The organism is Quadrisphaera sp. KR29, from assembly GCF_052644995.1.
This window is the reverse complement of the sequence record NZ_JBQXXG010000029.1, coordinates 1-21,381: the sequence shown is the minus strand read 5'-3', so window position 1 is coordinate 21,381 and position 21,381 is coordinate 1. Positions and strand designations below refer to the sequence as shown.

Annotated in this window: 20 protein-coding genes and 1 pseudogene; 19 read left to right on the top strand and 2 right to left on the bottom strand. The window is 75.5% G+C overall.

Annotation, left to right across the window (positions count from 1 at the left end; genetic code table 11):
* Positions 1-39 precede the first annotated feature (39 nt).
* The 5 genes from aroC to nusB all read left to right on the top strand — a co-directional run bounded on the left by aroC (position 40) and on the right by nusB (position 4,075).
* Positions 40-1,314 carry a chorismate synthase gene (gene aroC / locus ACUN9U_RS17705; protein ID WP_445486315.1) on the top strand — a complete coding sequence of 425 codons (1,275 nt, stop codon included), beginning with the start codon at positions 40-42 and terminating at the stop codon, positions 1,312-1,314.
* A 2-nt stretch (positions 1,315-1,316) separates the two neighbouring features.
* Positions 1,317-1,829: a shikimate kinase gene (locus ACUN9U_RS17700; RefSeq protein ID WP_445486314.1), complete on the top strand. Its 513-nt coding sequence runs from the start codon at positions 1,317-1,319 to the stop codon at positions 1,827-1,829.
* Between the two features lie 47 nt (positions 1,830-1,876).
* Positions 1,877-2,989, top strand: a complete 1,113-nt coding sequence (gene aroB, locus ACUN9U_RS17695; RefSeq protein ID WP_445486313.1) for a 3-dehydroquinate synthase — start codon at positions 1,877-1,879, stop codon at positions 2,987-2,989.
* Between the two features lie 93 nt (positions 2,990-3,082).
* Complete coding sequence (gene efp, locus ACUN9U_RS17690) at positions 3,083-3,643, top strand: elongation factor P (RefSeq protein ID WP_445486312.1); 561 nt, start codon at positions 3,083-3,085, stop codon at positions 3,641-3,643.
* An 18-nt stretch (positions 3,644-3,661) separates the two neighbouring features.
* A complete protein-coding gene (gene nusB / locus ACUN9U_RS17685; protein ID WP_445486311.1) occupies positions 3,662-4,075 on the top strand; it encodes a transcription antitermination factor NusB in 414 nt (137 codons plus the stop codon).
* Between the two features lie 134 nt (positions 4,076-4,209).
* On the opposite strand, the gene bldD is transcribed toward nusB, so the two are convergent.
* The gene (gene bldD, locus ACUN9U_RS17680; RefSeq protein ID WP_445486310.1) at positions 4,210-4,716 is read right to left on the bottom strand and encodes a transcriptional regulator BldD; all 507 of its coding nucleotides are present in this window, start codon (positions 4,714-4,716) and stop codon (positions 4,210-4,212) included.
* A gap of 344 nt (positions 4,717-5,060) precedes the next feature.
* On the opposite strand from bldD, the gene pyrR reads away from it, so the two are divergent.
* From pyrR to metK, 14 genes are all read left to right on the top strand, one after another.
* The gene (gene pyrR / locus ACUN9U_RS17675; protein ID WP_445486309.1) at positions 5,061-5,690 is read left to right on the top strand and encodes a bifunctional pyr operon transcriptional regulator/uracil phosphoribosyltransferase PyrR; all 630 of its coding nucleotides are present in this window, start codon (positions 5,061-5,063) and stop codon (positions 5,688-5,690) included.
* Positions 5,687-6,673, top strand: a complete 987-nt coding sequence (locus tag ACUN9U_RS17670) for an aspartate carbamoyltransferase catalytic subunit (RefSeq protein ID WP_445486308.1) — start codon at positions 5,687-5,689, stop codon at positions 6,671-6,673. Before pyrR ends, ACUN9U_RS17670 begins: the two co-directional genes overlap by 4 nt.
* A complete protein-coding gene (locus tag ACUN9U_RS17665; protein WP_445486307.1) occupies positions 6,673-8,013 on the top strand; it encodes a dihydroorotase in 1,341 nt (446 codons plus the stop codon). The genes ACUN9U_RS17670 and ACUN9U_RS17665 overlap by 1 nt, the downstream gene beginning before the upstream one ends.
* Positions 8,001-8,636, top strand: coding sequence for a PH-like domain-containing protein (locus tag ACUN9U_RS17660; RefSeq protein WP_445486306.1), 636 nt, complete (start codon positions 8,001-8,003; stop codon positions 8,634-8,636). The genes ACUN9U_RS17665 and ACUN9U_RS17660 overlap by 13 nt, the downstream gene beginning before the upstream one ends.
* A complete protein-coding gene (gene carA, locus ACUN9U_RS17655; RefSeq protein ID WP_445486305.1) occupies positions 8,633-9,853 on the top strand; it encodes a glutamine-hydrolyzing carbamoyl-phosphate synthase small subunit in 1,221 nt (406 codons plus the stop codon). Before ACUN9U_RS17660 ends, carA begins: the two co-directional genes overlap by 4 nt.
* Positions 9,853-13,212, top strand: a complete 3,360-nt coding sequence (carB, locus tag ACUN9U_RS17650; RefSeq protein ID WP_445486304.1) for a carbamoyl-phosphate synthase large subunit — start codon at positions 9,853-9,855, stop codon at positions 13,210-13,212. The genes carA and carB overlap by 1 nt, the downstream gene beginning before the upstream one ends.
* Before the next feature lie 4 nt (positions 13,213-13,216).
* On the top strand, positions 13,217-14,173 hold the full coding sequence (locus ACUN9U_RS17645) for a dihydroorotate dehydrogenase electron transfer subunit (protein WP_445486303.1): 957 nt from the start codon (positions 13,217-13,219) through the stop codon (positions 14,171-14,173).
* 1 nt (position 14,174) lies between these two features.
* Positions 14,175-15,209 carry a dihydroorotate dehydrogenase gene (locus ACUN9U_RS17640; protein ID WP_445486302.1) on the top strand — a complete coding sequence of 345 codons (1,035 nt, stop codon included), beginning with the start codon at positions 14,175-14,177 and terminating at the stop codon, positions 15,207-15,209.
* Between the two features lie 59 nt (positions 15,210-15,268).
* Positions 15,269-16,099: an orotidine-5'-phosphate decarboxylase gene (gene pyrF, locus ACUN9U_RS17635; protein WP_445486325.1), complete on the top strand. Its 831-nt coding sequence runs from the start codon at positions 15,269-15,271 to the stop codon at positions 16,097-16,099.
* A 141-nt stretch (positions 16,100-16,240) separates the two neighbouring features.
* Complete coding sequence (gene mihF, locus ACUN9U_RS17630; protein ID WP_109776206.1) at positions 16,241-16,555, top strand: integration host factor, actinobacterial type; 315 nt, start codon at positions 16,241-16,243, stop codon at positions 16,553-16,555.
* Positions 16,552-17,157 carry a guanylate kinase gene (gene gmk / locus ACUN9U_RS17625; protein ID WP_445486324.1) on the top strand — a complete coding sequence of 202 codons (606 nt, stop codon included), beginning with the start codon at positions 16,552-16,554 and terminating at the stop codon, positions 17,155-17,157. The genes mihF and gmk overlap by 4 nt, the downstream gene beginning before the upstream one ends.
* Before the next feature lie 92 nt (positions 17,158-17,249).
* Positions 17,250-17,594, top strand: coding sequence for a DNA-directed RNA polymerase subunit omega (gene rpoZ, locus ACUN9U_RS17620; RefSeq protein ID WP_370591698.1), 345 nt, complete (start codon positions 17,250-17,252; stop codon positions 17,592-17,594).
* A 22-nt stretch (positions 17,595-17,616) separates the two neighbouring features.
* Positions 17,617-18,921: a bifunctional phosphopantothenoylcysteine decarboxylase/phosphopantothenate--cysteine ligase CoaBC gene (gene coaBC, locus ACUN9U_RS17615; RefSeq protein ID WP_445486301.1), complete on the top strand. Its 1,305-nt coding sequence runs from the start codon at positions 17,617-17,619 to the stop codon at positions 18,919-18,921.
* Positions 18,921-20,129 (top strand): methionine adenosyltransferase, encoded by a 1,209-nt coding sequence (gene metK, locus ACUN9U_RS17610; RefSeq protein WP_445486300.1) that lies wholly within the window; start codon positions 18,921-18,923, stop codon positions 20,127-20,129. The genes coaBC and metK overlap by 1 nt, the downstream gene beginning before the upstream one ends.
* A 213-nt stretch (positions 20,130-20,342) precedes the next feature.
* Here the strand turns inward: metK and ACUN9U_RS17605 are convergent.
* Positions 20,343-21,381, bottom strand: a pseudogene (locus ACUN9U_RS17605) (hypothetical protein); the annotation flags it as partial.

Below are 21,381 nucleotides of genomic sequence, written 5' to 3'. Positions count from 1 at the left end.
GCCGCGGGCCGCCGCAGCGCCCGTGGGAGGATCAGCCGCGTGCTGCGCTGGCTGACTGCGGGGGAGTCCCACGGCCCCGCCCTCGTCGGCGTCCTCGAGGGCCTGCCCTCGGGGGTCGCCGTGACCACCGACGTCCTCGTCGCCGCCCTGGCCCGCCGCCGCCTCGGCTACGGCCGCGGTGCGCGGATGTCCTTCGAGCAGGACGAGGTGACCGTGCTCGCCGGGCTGCGGCACGGCCTCACCCAGGGCGGGCCCTTCGCCCTCACCATCGGCAACACCGAGTGGCCCAAGTGGTCGACGGTGATGGCGGCCGACCCCGTCGACCCCTCGCTGCTGAAGACCACCGGCCGCAACGCCGCGCTGACCCGCCCCCGCCCCGGCCACGCCGACCTCGTCGGAATGCAGAAGCACGGCTTCGACGAGGCGCGGCCGGTGCTGGAGCGGGCCAGCGCCCGCGAGACCGCCACCCGCGTGGCCCTCGGGGCCGTCGCGGCGGCGTTCCTGCAGCAGGCCGCCGGCGTCCGCCTGGTCTCCCACACGGTCTCCCTGGGCCCGGTCGCGGTGCCCGAGGCCGCGTGGGCGGAGGTCGGGCTGCCCGGGCCCGACGACGTCGCCGCCCTCGACGCCGACCCGCTGCGCTGCCACCACCCCGCCACGAGCGCCCGGATGGTCGAGGAGGTCGACGCCTGCCACAAGGAGGGCGACACCCTCGGCGGCGTCGTGGAGGTCCTCGCCTACGGCCTGCCGCCGGGCCTGGGCAGCCACACCCACTGGGACCGCCGGATCGACGGCCGGCTCGCGCAGGCGCTCATGGGCATCCAGGCCATCAAGGGCGTGGAGGTCGGCGACGGCTTCGAGACCGCCCGCCGCCGCGGCTCCCAGGCGCACGACGAGATCGAGACCGGTCCCGACGGGGTGCTGCGCCGCCGCACCGGCCGCGCCGGCGGCACCGAGGGCGGGATGACCACCGGGGAGGTGCTGCGGGTGCGCGCGGCGATGAAGCCCATCGCCACCGTCCCGCGCGCCCTGGCCACCGTCGACGTCGCCACCGGCGAGGCCGCGCAGGCCCACCACCAGCGCTCGGACGTCTGCGCGGTGCCCGCGGCCGGCGTCGTCGCCGAGGCGATGGTCGCGCTGGTGCTGGCCGACGCGCTGCTGGAGAAATTCGGGGGCGACTCCGTCCCGGAGACCGCCCGCAACGTGCGCGCCTACCTCGACGCCATCCCCGAGCTGCTGCGCAGCCGCACCGAGGGCACCGGCGAGGCGACGGCCGGCGCCGGAGCCCCCGCCGGCGCCGCCGCCCCGACGGCCTGAGCGTGGCCCCGCGGGTCGTGCTCGTCGGCCCGATGGGGGCCGGCAAGTCCGCCGTCGGCGCGCTGCTCGCGCGCGACCTCGGGCTCACCCTGCGCGACACCGACGCCGACGTGGAGGCGGTGGCCGGGCGCCCGGTCGCGGCGGTCTTCGCCGACGACGGCGAGCCCGCCTTCCGCGCCCTGGAGCGCGCTGCCGTCCTCGACGCGGTGCGCGAGCACCCCGGTGTGCTGTCCCTGGGCGGCGGGGCCGTCCTCGACGCCGGCACGCGCGCCGACCTCGTCGCGCTGCGCTCCCCGGTGGTCCTCCTGACGGCGACGTGGGAGCACGTCGCCGAGCGGCTGGGCGACACCAGCACCCGCCCGGTGCTCGCCGGTGACGCCGAGCAGCGCTGGCGGGAGGTGCTCGCGGCCCGGGAGGCGCACTACGCCGAGGTCGCCGACCACGTCGTCCCCACCGACGGGCGCACGCCCCGCCAGGTGGCCGACGTGGTCCTGCGCCTGCTCACCGTCCCCTGACCCGGCTCCACCACCCGGCGGCGGGCCGCTCCGTAGGATCGCCACCCGTGAGCACCACGACCCCGCCCGCCGAGGCGCCGGCCGAGCAGCCGACCCGGATCACCGTCGCCGGCGAGGTGCCCTACGACGTCGTCGTCGGCACCGGCCTGCTCGGGGAGCTGCCCGGCCTGCTGGGGCAGCGGGTGCAGCGGGTGCTCGTCGTGCACCCCCGCGCGCTCGCAGCCACGGGGGAGGCAGTCCGCGACGACCTCGCCGCCGCCGGCTACGAGGCCTACCTCGCCGAGGTCCCCGACGGGGAGGACGCCAAGCGCGCCGAGGTCGCCGCCTTCTGCTGGGGGGCGCTGGGCCAGGCCGGCTTCACCCGCACCGACGCCGTCGTCGGGGTCGGCGGGGGAGCGGTCACCGACCTCGCCGGCTTCGTGGCCGCCACCTGGCTGCGCGGGGTCAGGGTGGTGCAGGTCCCCACGACGCTGCTCGCGATGGTCGACGCCGCCGTCGGCGGCAAGACCGGCATCAACACCAAGGAGGGCAAGAACCTCGTCGGCGCCTTCCACCCGCCCGCGGGCGTGCTGTGCGACCTCGCCGCGCTGCGCACCCTGCCCGTCAACGACCTCGTCGCCGGCATGGCCGAGGTCGTCAAGTGCGGCTTCATCGCCGACCCGCGGATCCTGGAGCTCATCGAGGCCGACCCGGCCGCCGTCCGCGACCCCGGGGCCCCCGTCATCCGCGAGCTCGTCGAGCGCGCGGTGCGGGTCAAGGCCGACGTCGTGGGGCAGGACCTCAAGGAGTCCGGCCTGCGGGAGGTCCTCAACTACGGGCACACCCTGGGCCACGCCATCGAGCTGGTGGAGCGCTACGAGTGGCGCCACGGCGCCGCGGTGAGCATCGGCATGGTCTACGTCGCCGAGCTGGCGCGGCTCGCCGGCCGCCTGGACGACGCCGTCGTCGACCGGCACCGCAGCGTGCTGGGGTCCGTCGGGCTGCCGCTGACCTACCGCGGCGACCGCTGGCCGCAGCTGCTGGAGGGAATGAAGCGCGACAAGAAGACCCGCGGTGACCTGCTGCGCTTCGTCGTGCTGGACGACGTCGCCAGGCCCAGCCGGCTGGAGGGCCCGGACCCGTCGCTCATGGCCGCCGCCTACTCCGCCATCAGCGAGTGAGGTGCGACGCCACCAGCGCGTGAGGTGCGACGCCACCAGCGCCTGATCGCCGGCGTCGGGGGCACCGCCCCCGCGCCGGTAACATCTCCCCACGTGGCATCGACGAACGACCTGAAGAACGGCCTCGTGCTCAACCTCGACGGACAGCTGTGGTCCGTCGTCGAGTTCCAGCACGTCAAGCCCGGCAAGGGCGGCGCGTTCGTGCGCAGCAAGCTCAAGAACGTGCTGTCGGGCAAGGTCGTCGACCGCACCTTCAACGCCGGCACCAAGGTCGACACCGCCACGGTCGACAAGCGCGACATGCAGTACCTGTACCGCGACGGCACCGACTTCGTGTTCATGGACTCCGACACCTACGACCAGATCACCGTGGCCGAGGAGACCGTGGGGGAGGCCGCCAACTTCCTCCTCGAGAGCGCCGAGGTCATCGTCGCGGTGCACGAGGGCACGCCGCTCTACGTCGAGCTGCCCACCTCGGTGGTGCTCGAGGTCACCTACACCGAGCCCGGTCTGCAGGGGGACCGCTCCACGGGCGGCACCAAGCCCGCCACCGTCGAGACCGGCTACCAGATCCAGGTGCCGCTGTTCCTGGAGACGGGCACCAAGGTCAAGGTCGACACGCGGACCGGGGACTACCTCGGCCGCGTCAGCTGACGACGCCCGCCCCCTGACGTGGCAGCCCGCACCAAGGCCCGCAAGCGCGCCCTCGACCTGCTCTTCGAGGCCGAGCAGCGCCGGCTCGACCCCGTCGCCCTCGCGGCGGACCGCCTGGCCAGCGGCCACGTCCCGGTCCCGCAGTACAGCCTCGACCTGGTCGAGGGCGTGCAGGCCCACCGCGAGCGCATCGACGAGCTGCTGACGACGTACTCGCACGGGTGGCCGCTGGACAGGATGCCCTCGGTCGACCGCAACCTGCTGCGCATCGGGACCTTCGAGCTGCTCTGGTGCGACGACGTGCCCGACGAGGTCGTCCTGTCCGAGGCCGTGTCCCTGGCCTCGGAGCTCAGCACCGACGAGTCGCCGGCCTTCGTCAACGGCCTGCTGGGCCGGCTGCTGCAGCTCAAGCCGGGCCTCGTGGAGCGCTGAGGCGCCCCACCGGCGCGCGCCGGCCATCGCGTCGTCACAGCTGGTGACCAGGACGGACGAGAAGACCCCCGCACCGGGTGTCCCGGGCGGGGGTCTGTCGTACCGCTGGGTGAGCGGCGGCGCGGTGCGGGGGCTCAGCCGCCCTGGGCGACCGCGCGGCGCGCGTCGGGGTCGAGCACGCCCCAGCTGATGAGCTCCTCGGCCAGCTGCTGCGGCGGGAGGTCGTAGATCACGGCGAGGGCGCGCAGGTCGTCCGAGCGGATCGAGAGGACCTTGCCGTTGTAGTCCCCGCGCTGGGTCTGGATGGTCGCCGCGTAGCGGGCCAGCGGGCCGGCCTTCTCCGAGGGCACCGACTGCAGGCGCTCCAGGTCGAGCACCAGCTTGGGCGGGGGCTCGCTGTGACCTGCGCTGCCGCCGTCGGGGAGGAGGGCGGAGACGGGCACGCCGTAGAAGTCCGCCAGCTCCGCGAGGCGCTGGACGGTGACGGCGCGGTCGCCGCGCTCGTAGGAGCCGACCACCACGGCCTTCCACTGCCCGCCCGAGCGCTGCTCCACGCCCTGCAGGGACAGGCCCTGCTGGGTGCGGATGGCGCGCAGCCGGCTGCCGAGCGCCTTCGCGTACCCCGATCCTTCCTCAGACATGCCGTTCCCTCTCCCTCACGTCCACGCTCATCTACTGACTGTGATCGTCACGGGGAGTGACTCCCAGGTCAACCGCTACGACGTCACAGGCAGTAACTGTTCACCCAGAGTGACTACCGGCGACCTGACCGCGACTGCCTCCGCGGCCCGGCGCCTCCCGCCACCAATGTCGCAGAGCTCACCCGGTGACCGGTGGCGGCCCGCCGCCGGCCGCGCCCGGCGCAGCGGGCCAGCGGCCCGGACGGCGGCGCCGCCCAGGTGCAGTACGGTCGGGGGCGCACCTGGATCCGACGTCCTTCAACCTCCGTCCTGTGAGGCGGGGAAGGAGTCAGTGAGTCACGAGCATGGCTGACGCACGCCCCGGGCCCTCCCCGACGGGCCCGACCGAGTCCCCGGCCCGGCCACCGGAGCCGCCCCCGGCCCCCACCGGGCGCTCGGCGACCGTCCTGGACGCCGACGAGATCGGCCGGGCCCTGACGCGCATCGCGCACGAGCTGCTGGAGCGGAACAAGGGCCCGCAGGGCCTGGTGCTCATGGGCGTCCCGCGCCGCGGCACCCACCTGGCGCGCCGCCTGGCCCAGCGCCTGGCCCAGGTCGAGCCCGGCTTCGACCCGGTGGCCGCCACGGGCTCCCTCGACGTGACGATGCACCGCGACGACCTGCGCCGGAACCCCACCCGCGCGCCGGAGCCGACCACGCTGCCCGCGGCCGGCATCGACGGCACCACCGTGGTCCTCGTCGACGACGTCCTGTACTCCGGGCGCACGGTGCGCGCGGCCCTCGACGCCCTGTCCGACCTGGGCCGCCCGCGCGCGGTGCGCCTGGCCGTGCTCGTCGACCGGGGGCACCGCGAGCTGCCGGTCCGCGCCGACCACGTGGGCAAGAACCTGCCGACGTCGACCACCGAGCGCGTCTACGTGCGCCTGGTCGAGACCGACGGCGTGGACGAGGTGCGGATCGAGGGGGCCCCGTGAAGCACCTGCTCTCCGCCGCCGACCTGACCCGCCAGGAGGCCGTGGGCCTGCTCGACGTGGCCGAGCAGATGGCCGCCACCCAGCAGCGCGAGATCAAGAAGCTGCCCGCGCTGCGCGGGCGGACGGTGGTCAACCTCTTCTTCGAGGACTCCACCCGCACCCGGCTCAGCTTCGAGACCGCCGCCAAGCGCCTCTCGGCCGACGTCATCACCTTCTCCGCCAAGGGCTCCAGCGTGTCCAAGGGGGAGAGCCTCAAGGACACCGCGCTGACCCTGCAGGCCATGGGCGCCGACGCCGTGGTGGTGCGCCACGCCTCCTCCGGCGCCCCGCACCGCCTGGCCGAGCAGGGCTGGACCTCCGGGGCGGTGCTCAACGCCGGCGACGGCACCCACGAGCACCCCACCCAGGCGCTGCTCGACGCCTTCACCCTGCGCCGCCACCTCGTCGGCGGCGGCCGGCCCGGCGCCGCGAGCGGCGCGGACCTGGCCGGGCGGCGCGTCGTCGTCGTCGGCGACGTCCTGCACAGCCGCGTGGCGCGCTCCAACGTGCACCTGCTGCACACCCTGGGGGCCCGCACCACGCTGGTGGCCCCGCCCACCCTGCTCCCGCTGGGCGTGCAGACCTGGCCGTGCGAGGTCTCCTACGACCTGGACGCCGCCCTCGCGGGCACCTCCGGGGACGGCGCCGGCCCTCCCGACGCGGTGATGGCGCTGCGCGTGCAGCTGGAGCGCATGGACGCCGCCTACTTCCCCTCCGCGCGGGAGTACTCCCGGCGCTACGGGGTGACCGCTGAGCGCATGGCGCGGCTGGCCGCCGTCTCACCGCACGCCCAGCTGCTGCACCCCGGCCCCATGAACCGCGGCCTGGAGATCACCGCCGAGGCCGCCGACGGCCCGCGCAGCCGCGTGGTCGAGCAGGTGACCAACGGGGTGGCGGTGCGCATGGCCGCGCTGTACCTGCTGCTGGCCGGAGGAGAGGACTGATGGACACCACCCTCGTCACGGGCGCGCGCCCCCTCGGCGGCGAGCCCGCCGACCTGCTCCTGCGCGACGGGACGGTCGCCGAGGTCGGCCCCGCCGGCTCGCTGGCCGCCCCCGAGGGCGCCCGCACCCTCGACGCCCGCGGCCTGGTCGCCCTGCCCGGCCTCGTCGACCTGCACACCCACCTGCGCGAGCCGGGCCGCGAGGACGCCGAGACGGTCGAGACCGGCACCCGCGCCGCGGCCCTGGGCGGGTACACCGCCGTGCACGCCATGGCCAACACCGCCCCCGTCGCCGACACCGCCGGCGTCGTGGAGCAGGTGTGGAGGCTGGGCCGCCAGGCGGGCTGGTGCGACGTGCGCCCCGTCGGCGCGGTGACGGTCGGGCTGGAGGGCGAGCGCCTGGCCGAGCTCGGCGCCATGGCGGACTCCGCCGCCGGCGTGCGGGTGTTCTCCGACGACGGGAAGTGCGTCTTCGACGCGGTGCTCATGCGCCGCGCGCTGGAGTACGTCAAGGCCTTCGACGGCGTCGTCGCCCAGCACGCCCAGGAGCCGCGCCTCACCGAGGGCGCGCAGATGAACGAGTCGGCGCTGTCCGGCGTGCTCGGGCTGCGCGGCTGGCCCGCGGTCGCCGAGGAGGCGGTCATCGCCCGCGACGTGCTGCTGGCCGGCCACGTCGGCTCCCGGCTGCACGTCTGCCACGTCTCCACCGCCGGGTCGGTGGAGATCGTGCGCTGGGCCAAGCAGCGCGGCGTCGACGTCACCGCCGAGGTCACCCCCCACCACCTGCTCCTGACCGAGGAGCTGGTCAGCGGCTACGACCCGGTCTACAAGGTCAACCCGCCGCTGCGCTCCGACGACGACGTCCGCGCGCTGCGCGCCGGGGTGGCCGACGGCACCATCGACGTCGTCGCCACCGACCACGCCCCGCACCCGGTGGAGGACAAGGACTGCGAGTGGTCCGCCGCCGCGATGGGGATGACTGGCCTGGAGACCGCGCTGTCCGTGGTCGTCCAGGCCCTCGTGGAGCCCGGCCACCTCGACTGGGCCGGCGTGGCGCGCGTCATGTCCCAGACCCCGGCGCGCATCGGCCGCGTGGCCGGGCAGGGCGGCGGGCTGGCCGCGGGAGACCCCGCGCACCTCGTGCTGGTCGACCCCGCCGCCCGCTGGACGGTCGACCCCGCCGCGATGGCCACCAAGGGCCGCAACAGCCCCTTCGCGGGGCGCGAGCTGCCCGGCCGCGTGGTCGCCACCGTCTACGGCGGCCACCCCACCGTGCTCGACGGGGCCCTGGCCGCCCCGCGCCCGTCCGCCGAGCGGGAGGGCGCCGCGTGGACCAGGTGATCGCGGGCCTGGTGCTGCTGGCCCTGGTGCCGGTGGTGTGGTGGCTGATGCTGCGCTCCTGGCGCCGCCGCGCCGCCCAGCAGGCCGCCGGCAGCGCCACGGCGCCGCCCCTGCCCCCGCCCGCGCCGCTGCCCGCGGGCGCCGGGCCGGAGTGGGTCGGCGGCAGCGCCGAGGCGCCCACCGCGGCCGCCGCCCGCACGGTGACCGGCACCTACGTCTCCACCGTGCTCTCGGGCCGCCCCTTCGAGCGCGTCACCGCGCACGGGCTGGGCACCCGCAGCCTGGTGGAGGTGGAGGCCGTCCCTGGTGCCGACCCGGGTGCCGACCCCGCCGGAGCGCCTGCGGGCGGCCCGGCGCTGCTGCTGCGCCGCCCCGGCGCGGCCTCGTTCTCGATCCCCGCGGCTGACCTCGTGCGCGTGACCCGCGCCCGGGGGCAGGCGGGCAAGGTGATGTTCGGCAAGGAGGACCTCGTCGTGGTGACCTGGCGGCTCGGTGGAGCAGGCGGGGCGGAGGTGGACAGCGCCGTGCGGACCAAGCCGCAGCAGGACGCCGGCCGCCTCGTCGCCCTCGTGGAGGGGCTCATGGGCTCCCGCGGCACGAGCCCGGGGGTGGACGCCGCATGAGCGCGCTGCTGCTGCTCGAGGACGGTCGCGCCTTCACCGGCGAGGCCTACGGCGCCCTCGGCGAGACCGTCGGCGAGGCCGTCTTCTGCACCGCCATGACCGGCTACCAGGAGACGATCACCGACCCCAGCTACCACCGCCAGGTCGTGGTCATGACGGCCCCGCACATCGGCAACACCGGCTGGAACGACGAGGACGACGAGTCCTCCCGCATCTGGGTGGCCGGCTTCGTGGTGCGCGACCCCGCCCGCCGCGCCTCCAGCTGGCGCTCGCGGCGCGAGCTGGCGCAGGAGCTGGCCTCCCAGGGCGTCGTCGGCATCTCCGGCGTCGACACCCGGGCCCTGACCCGCCACCTGCGCGAGCGCGGCGCCATGCGCGTCGGCGTCTTCTCGGGCCCGGCGCTCGCGGGCGCCTCGCGCGAGCAGCTGCTCGAGCGCGTCCGCACCGGGGCGCAGATGTCCGGCGCCGACCTCGCGGGCCAGGTCAGCACCCCTGACGCCTACGTCGTGGCGCCCGTCGGGGAGAAGCGCCTCACGGTGGCCGCCGTCGACCTCGGCATCAAGTCCAACACCCCGCGCGAGCTGGCCCGCCGCGGCGCGGAGGTCCACGTGCTCCCCGCGATGGCGACCCTGGAGGACGTCCTCGCCGTCAGCCCCGACGGCGTCTTCTTCTCCAACGGCCCCGGAGACCCCAGCGCCGCCACCCACGAGGTGGAGCTGCTGCAGCAGGTGCTCGAGCGCGAGATCCCCTTCTTCGGCATCTGCTACGGCAACCAGCTGCTGGGCCGCGCGCTGGGGCTGGGCACCTACAAGCTGCGCTACGGCCACCGCGGCGTGAACCAACCGGTGCTGGACAGGTCCACCGGGCGCGTCGAGGTCACCGCCCACAACCACGGCTTCGCCGTGGACGCCCCGCTGGAGGGTTCCACGAGCACGCCGTTCGGGCGGGTGGAGGTCAGCCACGTGGGCCTCAACGACGGCGTGGTGGAGGGCCTGCGGGTCACCGGCAGCCCGGCGTTCTCGGTGCAGTACCACCCCGAGGCCGCCGCGGGCCCGCACGACGCCAACTACCTCTTCGACAGGTTCGTCGACCTCGTCGCCGACCCGGGCGCGCCGCTGCCGCCGCTGCTGAACGCGCCCAAGCCCACCAGCTCCACCACCGGCGGCAGCGCCGCCGACCCGGTCCACCCGACGCACACCGAGGAGGGCGGTCGCTGATGCCGCGCCGCGAAGACCTCAGCTCCGTCCTGGTGATCGGCTCCGGCCCGATCGTCATCGGCCAGGCCGCCGAGTTCGACTACTCCGGCACCCAGGCGTGCCGCGTGCTGCGCTCGGAGGGCCTGCGGGTCGTCCTGGTCAACTCCAACCCGGCCACGATCATGACCGACCCGGAGGTCGCCGACGCCACCTACGTCGAGCCGATCACCTCCGAGGTCATCGAGGCGATCATCGCCAAGGAGCGCCCCGACGCGGTCCTGGCGACCCTCGGCGGGCAGACCGCCCTCAACGCGGCCATCGCGCTGCACGAGAGCGGCGTGCTCGCGAAGTACGACTGCGAGCTCATCGGCGCTGACGTCCCCGCCATCCAGCTGGGCGAGGACCGCCAGGCGTTCAAGGGCGTGGTGGAGCGGTGCGGCGGGGAGAGCGCCCGCAGCCGCACCGCCCACTCCGTCGAGGAGTGCCTGGAGGTCGCGGCCGAGCTCGGGTACCCGCTCGTCATCAGGCCCTCCTTCACCATGGGCGGCCTCGGCTCCGGCTTCGCCCACGACGAGGCCGACCTGGTCCGCAAGGCCAGCGCCGGCCTGCACGCCAGCCCCACCACCGAGGTCCTCCTGGAGGAGTCGATCCTCGGGTGGAAGGAGTACGAGCTCGAGCTCATGCGCGACCACGCCGACAACGTCGTCGTCGTCTGCTCGATCGAGAACTTCGACCCCATGGGCGTGCACACCGGTGACTCGATCACCGTGGCGCCCGCGATGACCCTCACCGACCGCGAGTACCAGCGCATGCGCGACGTCGGCATCGCCGTCATCCGCGAGGTCGGCGTGGACACCGGCGGGTGCAACATCCAGTTCGCGATCAACCCGGCCGACGGCCGCATGATCGTCATCGAGATGAACCCGCGGGTCTCGCGCTCCTCGGCCCTGGCCTCCAAGGCGACGGGCTTCCCCATCGCCAAGATCGCCGCCAAGCTCGCCGTCGGGTACAGCCTGGACGAGGTCGCCAACGACATCACCCGCAAGACCCCGGCCAGCTTCGAGCCCACGCTCGACTACGTCGTGGTCAAGGTGCCCCGCTTCGCCTTCGAGAAGTTCCCCGCCGCCGACACCTCCCTGACGACGACGATGAAGAGCGTCGGCGAGGCGATGGCCATCGGCAGGTCCTTCCCCGAGGCGCTGCAGAAGGCGCTGCGCTCCACCGAGCAGCGCGGCGCGACGTTCTCCTGGGACGGCGGCGTCGGCGGGGCCCCCACGGCCGAGGAGGTCGACGCCCTCGTCGAGCGGGCGAAGACCCCCACCGACGGCCGCATCGTGGCCGTGCAGCAGGCGCTGCGCGGCGGCGCCTCCGTCGAGCGCCTCCACGAGGCCACGGGGATCGACCCCTGGTTCCTCGACCAGATGCTCCTCATCGAGGAGGTGGCCGCGAAGGTCGCCGCCGCTCCCGAGCTGGACGAGCAGCTGCTGCGCACGGCCAAGAAGCACGGGTTCTCCGACGCCCAGCTCGCCCAGCTGCGCGCCCTGGGCCCCGGCGGCGAGCGCGAGGTCCGCGCCCTGCGGCACCGCCTCGGCGTGCGGCCGGTGTTCAAGACCGTCGACACCTGCGCGGCGGAGTTCGCCGCCCAGACCCCGTACCACTACTCCGCCTACGAGAGCACGCCGGAGGGGGAGAGCGAGGTCGCCGCCAGCGAGCGCCGCAAGGTGGTCGTGCTCGGCTCGGGCCCCAACCGCATCGGGCAGGGCGTGGAGTTCGACTACTCCTGCGTGCACGCGGTCATGGCGCTGCGCGAGGCCGGCTTCGAGACCGTGCTCGTCAACTGCAACCCCGAGACGGTCTCCACCGACTACGACACCTCCGACCGCCTCTACTTCGAGCCCCTCACCCTGGAGGACGTCCTCGAGGTGCTCCACGCCGAGGCCGCCTCCGGGGAGCTCGTCGGCGTCATCGCCACCCTCGGCGGCCAGACGCCGCTGGGCCTGGCCGCGCAGCTGGAGGCCGAGGGCGTCCCCGTCCTCGGCACCAGCCCGGCCGCCATCGACCTGGCCGAGGACCGCGGCGAGTTCGGCCGGGTGCTGGCCCGGGCCGGGCTGCGCGCCCCGCAGTTCGGCACCGCCACGTCGGTGGAGCAGGCCCGCGCCGTCGCCGAGGAGATCGGCTTCCCGGTGCTCGTGCGGCCCAGCTACGTCCTCGGCGGGCGCGGCATGCAGATCGTCTACGACGAGGGCTCCCTGGAGGAGTACGTCCGGCGCGCGACCGTGGCCAGCCCGGACCACCCCGTGCTGGTCGACAGGTTCCTCGACGACGCCGTGGAGATCGACGTCGACGCCCTCTTCGACGGCACCGACGTCTACCTCGGCGGCGTCATGGAGCACATCGAGGAGGCCGGCGTTCACTCCGGCGACTCCGCCTGCGTGCTGCCGCCGGTGACGCTGGGCTCCTCGGTGCTGGCGCGGGTGCGCGAGGCCACCGAGGGCATCGCCCGCGGCGTGGGGGTGCGCGGCCTGCTCAACGTGCAGTTCGCGCTCGCCTCCGACGTCCTGCACGTGCTGGAGGCCAACCCGCGCGCCAGCCGCACGGTGCCGTTCGTGGCCAAGGCCACCGGCGTCGCCCTGGCCAAGGCCGCCGCCCGCATCGCGGTGGGGGCCACCATCGCCGAGCTGCGCGCCGAGGGCCTGCTGCCGGCGACCGGCGACGGCGGGGACCTGCCGGCCGACAGCCCCATCTCCGTGAAGGAGGCGGTGCTGCCCTTCAAGCGGTTCCTCACCCCCGAGGGGCTCGTCGTCGACAGCCTGCTCGGCCCGGAGATGCGCTCGACCGGGGAGGTCATGGGCATCGACGTCGACTTCCCCTCCGCCTTCGCCAAGAGCCAGGCCGCGGCCTACGGCGGCCTGCCGCGCAGCGGCACGGTCTTCGTCTCCGTGGCCGACCCCGACAAGCGCGCCGTGCTCTTCCCCGTCAAGCGCCTGGTGGACCTGGGCTTCCGGGTGCTGGCCACCGAGGGCACCGCGATGATGCTGCGCCGCAACGGCGTGAGCAGCACCGTGGTGCGCAAGCACAGCGCCGGCACCGGCGGTGACGGGGAGCTCACGGTGGTGGAGCGCATCCTCGCCGGCGAGGTCGACCTCGTGGTCAACACGCCCAGCGCCGGGGAGACGCCGGCGGCGGCCGGAGCCCGCGCCGACGGGTACGAGATCCGCGCGGCCACGGCGGCGATGGACGTGCCGATCTTCACCACGGTGCAGCAGCTCGCGGCGGCGGCCGCCGCGATCGACACCGCCCACGCCGCCCGCGCGGCGGGGGAGCCGGTGCGGGTCCGCTCGCTGCAGGAGCACGCCGAGTACCTCAGGACCACCCGGTGAGCCGGTGAGCGGGACGACGACGGCGCCGGCGGGCGTGCAGGAGGCGGCCGAGGTCGTCTCCGCGCGGCCCGTCGGCGCCTACACGCACCTCGTGCTGCGCGCCCCCGAGGCCGCGCGGCGCGCGCAGCCGGGCCAGTTCGTGGCCTGCGGCACCGGCGACTCCGGCATGCTCCTGCGCCGCTCGCTGTCGCTGCACGCCGCCGACCCGGAGGCGGGCACCCTCGAGGTGGTCGTCGCCGCGGCGGGCCCGGGCACGCGGCTGCTGGCCGCCAAGCGGCCCGGTGACGCGGTCGCCACCACCGCGCCGCTGGGACGCCCGTTCCCGCTGCCCGGGCCCTCGTCGGCCCCCGGGTCTGCGCCGACCCCCGCCGTCGTCGTCGGCGGCGGCTACGGCGCGGCCCCGCTGCCGTGGCTGGCGCGGGTGCTCACCGCGGCGGGGAGCCGGGTGGTGGGGATCGTGGGCGCGGCCAGCGCCGACCGGCTGCTGGGCACGAGCGCCGTCGACGACGCCACGGCGCTGGACGGCATCGCCGACGCGGTGGTCGTCACCACCGACGACGGGTCGCTGGGCGCGCCCGGTCGCGTCACCGACGCCCTCCCCGAGGTGCTGCTCGAGCTCGCCGAGCTCGGGGACCCCGCCGTCTACGCGTGCGGCCCGATGCCCATGCTGCGCTCGGTGCAGACCACCACCCGCGAGGTGCTGGGGGAGCGCGCGCGCACGTGGCTGGCCGTGGAGGAGTCCATGGCCTGCGGCGTCGGCGTCTGCATGACCTGCGTGCTGCCGGTGCGGGAGCCCGACGGCGCCACGCGGATGCTGCGCGCCTGCACCGCCGGGCCGGTCTTCGACGGTGACGCGCTGCGCTGGGACGCCATCGGCGCCGCGCCGCACCTGCGCGGCGGGGCGCTGGTCCCCGACGACGCCGTCGGCGCTCCCGTCGTCGGCGGGGCGGGGGGCCACTGAGGTGTCCACCCCCACCTCCGCGACGATCGAGGACCAGGGCGTCGCATCCGTGGACCTGTCCACGTCCATCGGGTCCTTCCGCCTGCCCGCGCCGACCATGACCGCGTCCGGCTGCGCCGCCGCCGGGGCGGAGCTGGCGCCCTACCTGGACCTGGCCGCCCTCGGCGCCGTCGTCACCAAGTCGGTGCTGCGCGAGGCGCGCTCCGGGCGGGCCACCCCGCGCATGGCCGAGACGCCCTCGGGGATGCTCAACAGCATCGGGCTGCAGGGCCCCGGCATCGACGCCTTCCTGGCCCACGACCTGCCCGTGCTGGCCGAGGCCGGCGCGCGCGTGGTGGTCTCCATCGCCGGGGGGGACCCCGAGGAGTTCGGGGAGCTCGCCGGGCGCATCGCCGGCCTGGGCCCCGGCAGCCCCGTCGGGGCCGTCGAGGTCAACATCTCCTGCCCGAACGTCGCGAACCGGGGCCTGGTGTTCGCCTGCGACCCCGGCGCCTCCCGGGCGGTGCTCGAGGCCGTCAGCGGCGCCGTGCGCGCCTCGGCCCGCCCCGACCTGCCCGTGCTGGCCAAGCTCAGCCCCGACGTCACCGACCTCGTGGCCGTCGCGCTGGCGTGCACCGAGGGCGGCGCGACGGGCCTGACGGCGATCAACACCACCCTCGGCATGGTCGTCGACCCCGTCACGCTGCGCCCTCAGCTGGCCGGGGTCACCGGCGGCACGTCGGGCCCGGCGATCCGGCCGATCGCGGTCCGCTGCGTCTGGCAGCTCACCGCGGCCCAGCGCGCCGGCGTGCTGCCCGACGTCCCGGTGGTCGGTGCCGGCGGCGTGGCCAGCGGCGCCGACGCCCTGCAGCTCGTCGCCGCCGGCGCCTGCGCCGTGCAGGTGGGCACGGCCACCTTCGCCGACCCCTCCGCGCCGGCGCGCGTGGCCCGGGAGCTGGAGGCGGAGCTGGCGCGGCGCGGGGTGGCGCGCCTGGCCGACGTCGTCGGCATCGCCCACGAGCCCGGCCGCGGGACGACCAGGGGAGCCGCCCGGTGAGCGAGCAGACCACGACCCCCCGGGACCGGGAGCCCTTCGGCGTGCGCCTGGCCGCCGCCATGGAGGTCCGCGGGCCGCTGTGCGTGGGCATCGACCCCTCCCCGGCGCTGCTGGCGGACTGGGGGCTGCCGGACGACGCCACCGGCCTGGAGCGCTTCTCCCGCGCCGTCGTCGAGGCCGTGGCCGGGGCGTGCGCGGCGGTCAAGCCGCAGGCGGCCTTCTTCGAGCGGCACGGCAGCCGCGGCGTCGCCGTCCTGGAGCAGGTGGTGGCCGACGCGCGCGCAGCCGGTGTGCTGTGCGTGGTGGACGCCAAGCGCGGTGACATCGGCTCGACCATGGCCGCCTACGCCGACGCCTTCGCGGGGGAGGGCTCCCCGCTGGCCGGCGACGCGGTGACGGCCTCGCCCTTCCTGGGGTTCGGCTCCCTGGACCCGCTGCTCGACCTCGCCGAGCGCACCGGGCGCGGCGTCTTCGTGCTGGCGCTGACCTCCAACCCCGAGGGCGCTTCGGTGCAGCACGCCCGCGGGGGCGGCGGCGAGGCGGTGGCGGCGGCCGTGGCCCGCGCGGCCGCCGAGCGCAACGCGGCGGCCCGCGCCGCCGGCGCCGCCCTGGGCCCCGTGGGCCTGGTCGTGGGGGCGACCACCGGGGACGCCGCCGCGCGCCTGTCGGTGGACCTCGCCGGGGTGCACGGCCCGCTGCTGGCCCCCGGCATCGGCGCCCAGGGCGCCGGGCCGGACGACCTCGCCCGGGTGTTCGGCGGGGCCCGCCGGGCCGTGCTGGCCTCCTCCAGCCGGGAGGTGCTGAGGGCAGGACCCTCGGTGGTGGCGCTGCGGGAGGCGGCGGTACGGTCGGCAGACGCCTGCCGGGCAGCGCTGCGTCACTCGGCGTGACCCCCGGCGTTGCTCTGACCAGGTGACGTGGCTAGGTTTCCCACCAGGGTCTGCGCCGAGCCGCCTGCGGTGGGGCTGCTGATCGCAACGAGGACCGAAGACCAGGACCCCTTTCCCGACGACATCCAGAGGTGACTCTCAGTGCCGCTCCCGAACCTGACCCCCGAGCAGCGTGCTGCAGCCCTGGAGAAGGCCGCCGCCGCCCGCCGTGAGCGCGCCGAGGTGAAGAACCGCCTCAAGCACTCCCAGGGCGACCTCGGCGACGTGATCCGCGAGGGCCAGGAGAACGACGTCGTGGGCAAGATGAAGGTCTCCGCCCTCCTCGAGGCCCTCCCGGGCGTCGGCAAGGTCCGCGCCCAGAAGGTCATGGAGGAGATCGGCATCTCCGAGACCCGGCGCGTGCGCGGTCTGGGCGCCAACCAGATCAGCGCCCTCATCGACCGCTTCGGCCGCTGAGCCAGCAGCAGACCACCGGCCCGGCCCGGACGACGCCCCAGCGGCTGGTCGTCCTGGCCGGGCCGACGGCTGTCGGCAAGGGCACGGTCGCGGCTGACGTGCGCGCCCGCTACCCGCAGGTGTGGCTGTCGGTCTCGGCGACCACCAGGGCCCCGCGGCCCGGCGAGGTCGACGGCGTGCACTACCTGTTCACCAGCGAGGCCGCCTTCGACGCCCTGGTTGCGCAGGGGCAGATGCTCGAGTGGGCCGTCGTGCACGGCCGCCACCGCTACGGCACGCCCCGCGGCCCGGTGGAGCAGGCGCTCGCGGCCGGCACGCCGGTGCTGCTGGAGATCGACCTGCAGGGCGCCCGGCAGGTCAAGGCCGTCATGCCCGACGCCCACTTCGTCTTCCTGGCCCCGCCCAGCTGGGCCGAGCTCGAGCGCCGCCTGGTCGGCCGGGGCACCGAGGGGCCCGAGGAGCGGGAGCGCCGGCTCTCGACCGCACGGGTGGAGCTCGCCGCAGAAGGGGAGTTCGACACCACCATCGTCAACGACGACGTCAGCCGGGCCGCTGACGAGCTCGTATCATGGATGGGTCTGGGTCCGCTCACCCGCAGGTGACCTCACCGCCGGGGGATCGCCCGCGGCGCCGCCAGGAGAGCCGCTCGACCCGAGCGCACCCGCAGCTAGACCACCGATCTGGGAGGACACCCGTGTCCGGCACCGCCGCTGCCCCCGAGGGCATCACCAACCCGCCCATCGACGACCTGCTCGAGGCCGCCGACGGCTCCAAGTACGGGCTGGTCATCTACGCCGCCAAGCGCGCCCGCCAGATCAACGCCTACTACTCCCAGCTGGGCGAGGGCCTGCTGGAGTACGTCGGCCCCCTCGTGGAGACCCACGTGCAGGAGAAGCCGCTGAGCGTCGCGCTGCGCGAGATCGACGCGGGCCTGCTGACCATCCGTCCCGTCAGCCCGGAGGAGGCGGCCGCCGAGGCCGCCGCCGTCGCGCCGTCGGACCCGTTCGCGGCCCCCGCGGACGACGCGCGCGGCTTCTGAGCCAGCCCGTCAGCGCCTCACGATGACCGCGCCGCGCGTCGTCCTCGGTGTCGGCGGCGGCATCGCCGCCTACAAGGCGGCGCTGCTGCTGCGCCTGTTCACCGAGGGCGGCGCGTCCGTGCGCGTGGTCCCCACCGCCTCCGCCCTGCGCTTCGTCGGGGAGCCGACGTGGGCGGCCCTGTCCGGGCAGCCGGTGGCCACCGGCGTGTGGGCTGACGTCCACGAGGTGCCGCACGTGCGCCTGGGGCGCGAGGCCGACCTCGTGGTGGTGGCCCCGGCCACCGCGGACCTCTTGGGCCGCGCGGCCCACGGCCTGGCCGACGACCTGCTGACCAACGTGCTGCTCACCGCCCGCTGCCCGGTGCTGCTGGCGCCGGCGATGCACACCGAGATGTGGCAGCACCCCGCCGTCGTGGCCAACACCGCGCTGCTGCGCGAGCGCGGCGTGCACGTGCTGGAGCCCGACAGCGGCCGCCTCACCGGCGCCGACACGGGCCCGGGCCGCCTGCCCGAGCCCGAGCGCATCCACGCCGCCGCCCTGGAGCTGCTCGCCGGCGCCCCGGGCCGCGCGGCCTCCGGCGCCCTCGGTGCCCCCGTCGCCTCCGGCGACCTGGCGGGTCGCCACGTCGTGGTCTCGGCGGGCGGCACGCGCGAGCCGCTCGACCCGGTGCGCTTCCTCGGCAACGCCTCCTCGGGTCGGCAGGGCGCGGCGCTGGCCGCGCGGGCCCTGGCCCGCGGGGCGCGCGTCACCTACGTGCGGGCCCACACCGAGGTGCCCGACCCGGCCGGGGCGCACGTGGTGCCGGTGAGCACGGCGCTGCAGCTGCGCGACGCCGTCCTCACCGCGGCCGCCGCGGGCGGGGGCGCCGACGCGGTGGTCATGGCCGCGGCGGTGGCCGACTTCCGCCCCGCCGCCCCGTCCGAGACGAAGATCAAGAAGAGCGACGACGACGACGCCGCGCCCGTGGTGGAGCTGGTCCGCAACCCCGACGTCCTGGCCGGCCTGGTCGCCGCGCGGCGCGAGGGACGGCTGCCTGCGAGCACCGTGCTGGTCGGCTTCGCCGCCGAGACCGGCGACGCCACCGGCTCGGTGCTCGAGCACGGTCGCGCCAAGGCCCGGCGCAAGGGCGCCGACCTGCTCGTGGTCAACGAGGTCGGTGGCGGCCGGGCCTTCGGCACGCCCGACAACACCGCCGTCGTCCTCGGGGCCGACGGCTCGGAGCGGGCCGTGGGACCGGCGCCCAAGGAGAGCGTCGCCGACGCCGTCTGGGACGCTGTCGCGATGCGCCTGACCCGTGGACGAGCAGACCAGCGAGGAGACCACTGATGGCCGCTGCAGCGGACCTGCGCCTCTTCACCTCCGAGTCGGTGACCGAGGGCCACCCGGACAAGATCTGCGACCAGATCAGCGACCGCATCCTCGACGCCATGCTCGACCAGGATCCGACCAGCCGCGTGGCGGTGGAGACCATGGTCACCACCGGCCAGGTGCACATCGCCGGGGAGGTGCGCACCAAGGGGTACGTCGAGATCCCCCAGGTGGTGCGCGACACCATCCTCGGCATCGGGTACGACTCCTCCGAGAAGGGCTTCGACGGCCACTCCTGCGGCGTCTCGGTCTCCATCGGGGCGCAGTCCACCGACATCGCCCAGGGCGTGGACTCCTCCTGGGAGCAGCGCTCGGGCGGGCTCGTCTCCGACGACCCCCTCGACGCCCAGGGCGCCGGTGACCAGGGCCTGATGTTCGGGTACGCCTGCGACGACACCCCCGAGCTCATGCCGCTGCCGATCTGGCTGGCGCACCGCCTGTCCGAGCGGCTCACCGCCGTGCGCAAGGACGGCGTGCTGCCGCACCTGCGCCCGGACGGCAAGACGCAGGTCACCATCGGCTACGACGGGGACCGTGCGGTCTCCCTCGACACGGTGGTCCTGTCCACCCAGCACGCGCCCGGCGTCGACCTGGCCGAGCTGGCCGAGCAGGTCCGCTCGGAGGTCGTCGCGCCGGTGCTGGAGGGGGTCGACCTCGACTCCTCCGGGCACCGCCTGCTGGTCAACCCCACCGGCCGCTTCGAGATCGGCGGGCCGATGGGCGACGCGGGCCTGACCGGCCGCAAGATCATCGTGGACACGTACGGCGGCATGGCCCGCCACGGCGGTGGGGCCTTCTCCGGCAAGGACCCCTCCAAGGTCGACAGGTCAGCGGCCTACGCCATGCGCTGGGTCGCCAAGAACGTCGTCGCCGCGGGCCTGGCGCGCCGCTGCGAGGTGCAGGTGGCCTACGCCATCGGCGCCTCCCACCCGGTGGGCCTGTACGTGGAGTGCTTCGGCACCGAGACCGTCGACCTCGGCCGGCTCACCACGGCGATCCGCGAGGTCTTCGACCTGCGGCCCGCGGCCATCGTGCGCGACCTCGACCTGCTGCGCCCCGTCTACGCGGCGACCGCGGCGTACGGGCACTTCGGGCGCGAGCTGCCGGGCTTCACCTGGGAGGTCGCCGACCGCGCCGCCGCGCTCAAGGCCGCCGCCGGCGCCTGACGCCGGGACGAGCGGCGCGAGAGCCCGGCGGTCAGGTCTGCACCGAGGCAGCGCCCTCTGACGGGGAAGTGGACCCGACGACCGGCACGGGTGACCGGCACCGGTGACCGGTGACCGGCACCGGTGACCGGCACCGGTGACCGGAGGCCTATGACCGCCGCCTCGCGCCGGAGGCCGGTCGAGATGGTGAGGCGACCGGCCGGCCCTCCTCGCTCACGCGGCGGGGAGGTCGTCGAAGAGGGACGGCTCGTCGTCGTCGGTGCTGCCGGTCCGTGTGACGTCACCGGTGACAGGACCGGTGACGGGACCGGTGGACGCCGGGTCCGGTGGGGTGTCGGCCATGACGGCGTGGGCCCAGTCCCTGGACCAGACCGCCTCCCCACCCGCAGCACCTGCGGCGCTGGGGGCTGGCGCGCCGTCCGGTGGCCATCCCACCCAGGAGGGGAGCACGTCGGCCAGCAGCCGGTGGACCCATCCGGGCAGCTCACCGTCCGGGTGCTCGCCTCGACCGAGACCGGAGGGTGGGCCGTCGTCAGGGTCGAGCAGCGACTGCGGGCTCACCCGGTAGGTGTGCCCGGTCGGGGAGGTCCACACGACTCCGTCGCCCGGTGCGGGTTCTGGCGCTGCGCCGCGGTCGTCACGGCCGGCGCTGACGCTCGTGCCGCTGCCGCTCGTGCCGGCGCGACTGCTGTCGCTGGTGCCGCCGCCACCGGTGTCGCTACCACCGCTACTGGTGTCGCTGTCACTGGTGTCGCTGTCACTGGTGCCATCGGCACTGGTGCCGCTGCTGCTGGTCCCGGTCTTGTCGACGGCGACGCTCCAGCCGTGGCCGGGGCGGGCGTGCTCACCGGCCTGCTTGAGCAGGTGCTCGACCTGGGCGAGCAGTTGCAGGTTGGTCGCCTCGGTCGGCCCACCCGCGGGTGCCCCCGTGCGGTCACCACCTGCGCCGTCATCCGCACCGCCGTAGGGGACGACGTGGTCCAGCTGCCCACCACCGCTGCCACCACCCCCACCGCCACCACCGGCCGGGCCGTGGTCGAAGCCCACCGGCCGGGTCGAAGACGGCATCGCCGACCCACCCCAACGCAGCCCCACCAACCGCGCCAGCGCCGTGCTCGGGCGCCACGCACCCTCCTCCACCCCCACCGCCGCACCACAGGCCGGGTCGGCCAGCACCCGCCGCCACAACCCGTCAGCCGCGATCCGCAACGCCGCCAGGGCACCGATCGGGCCGTACCCGGCCAGCTGCGCA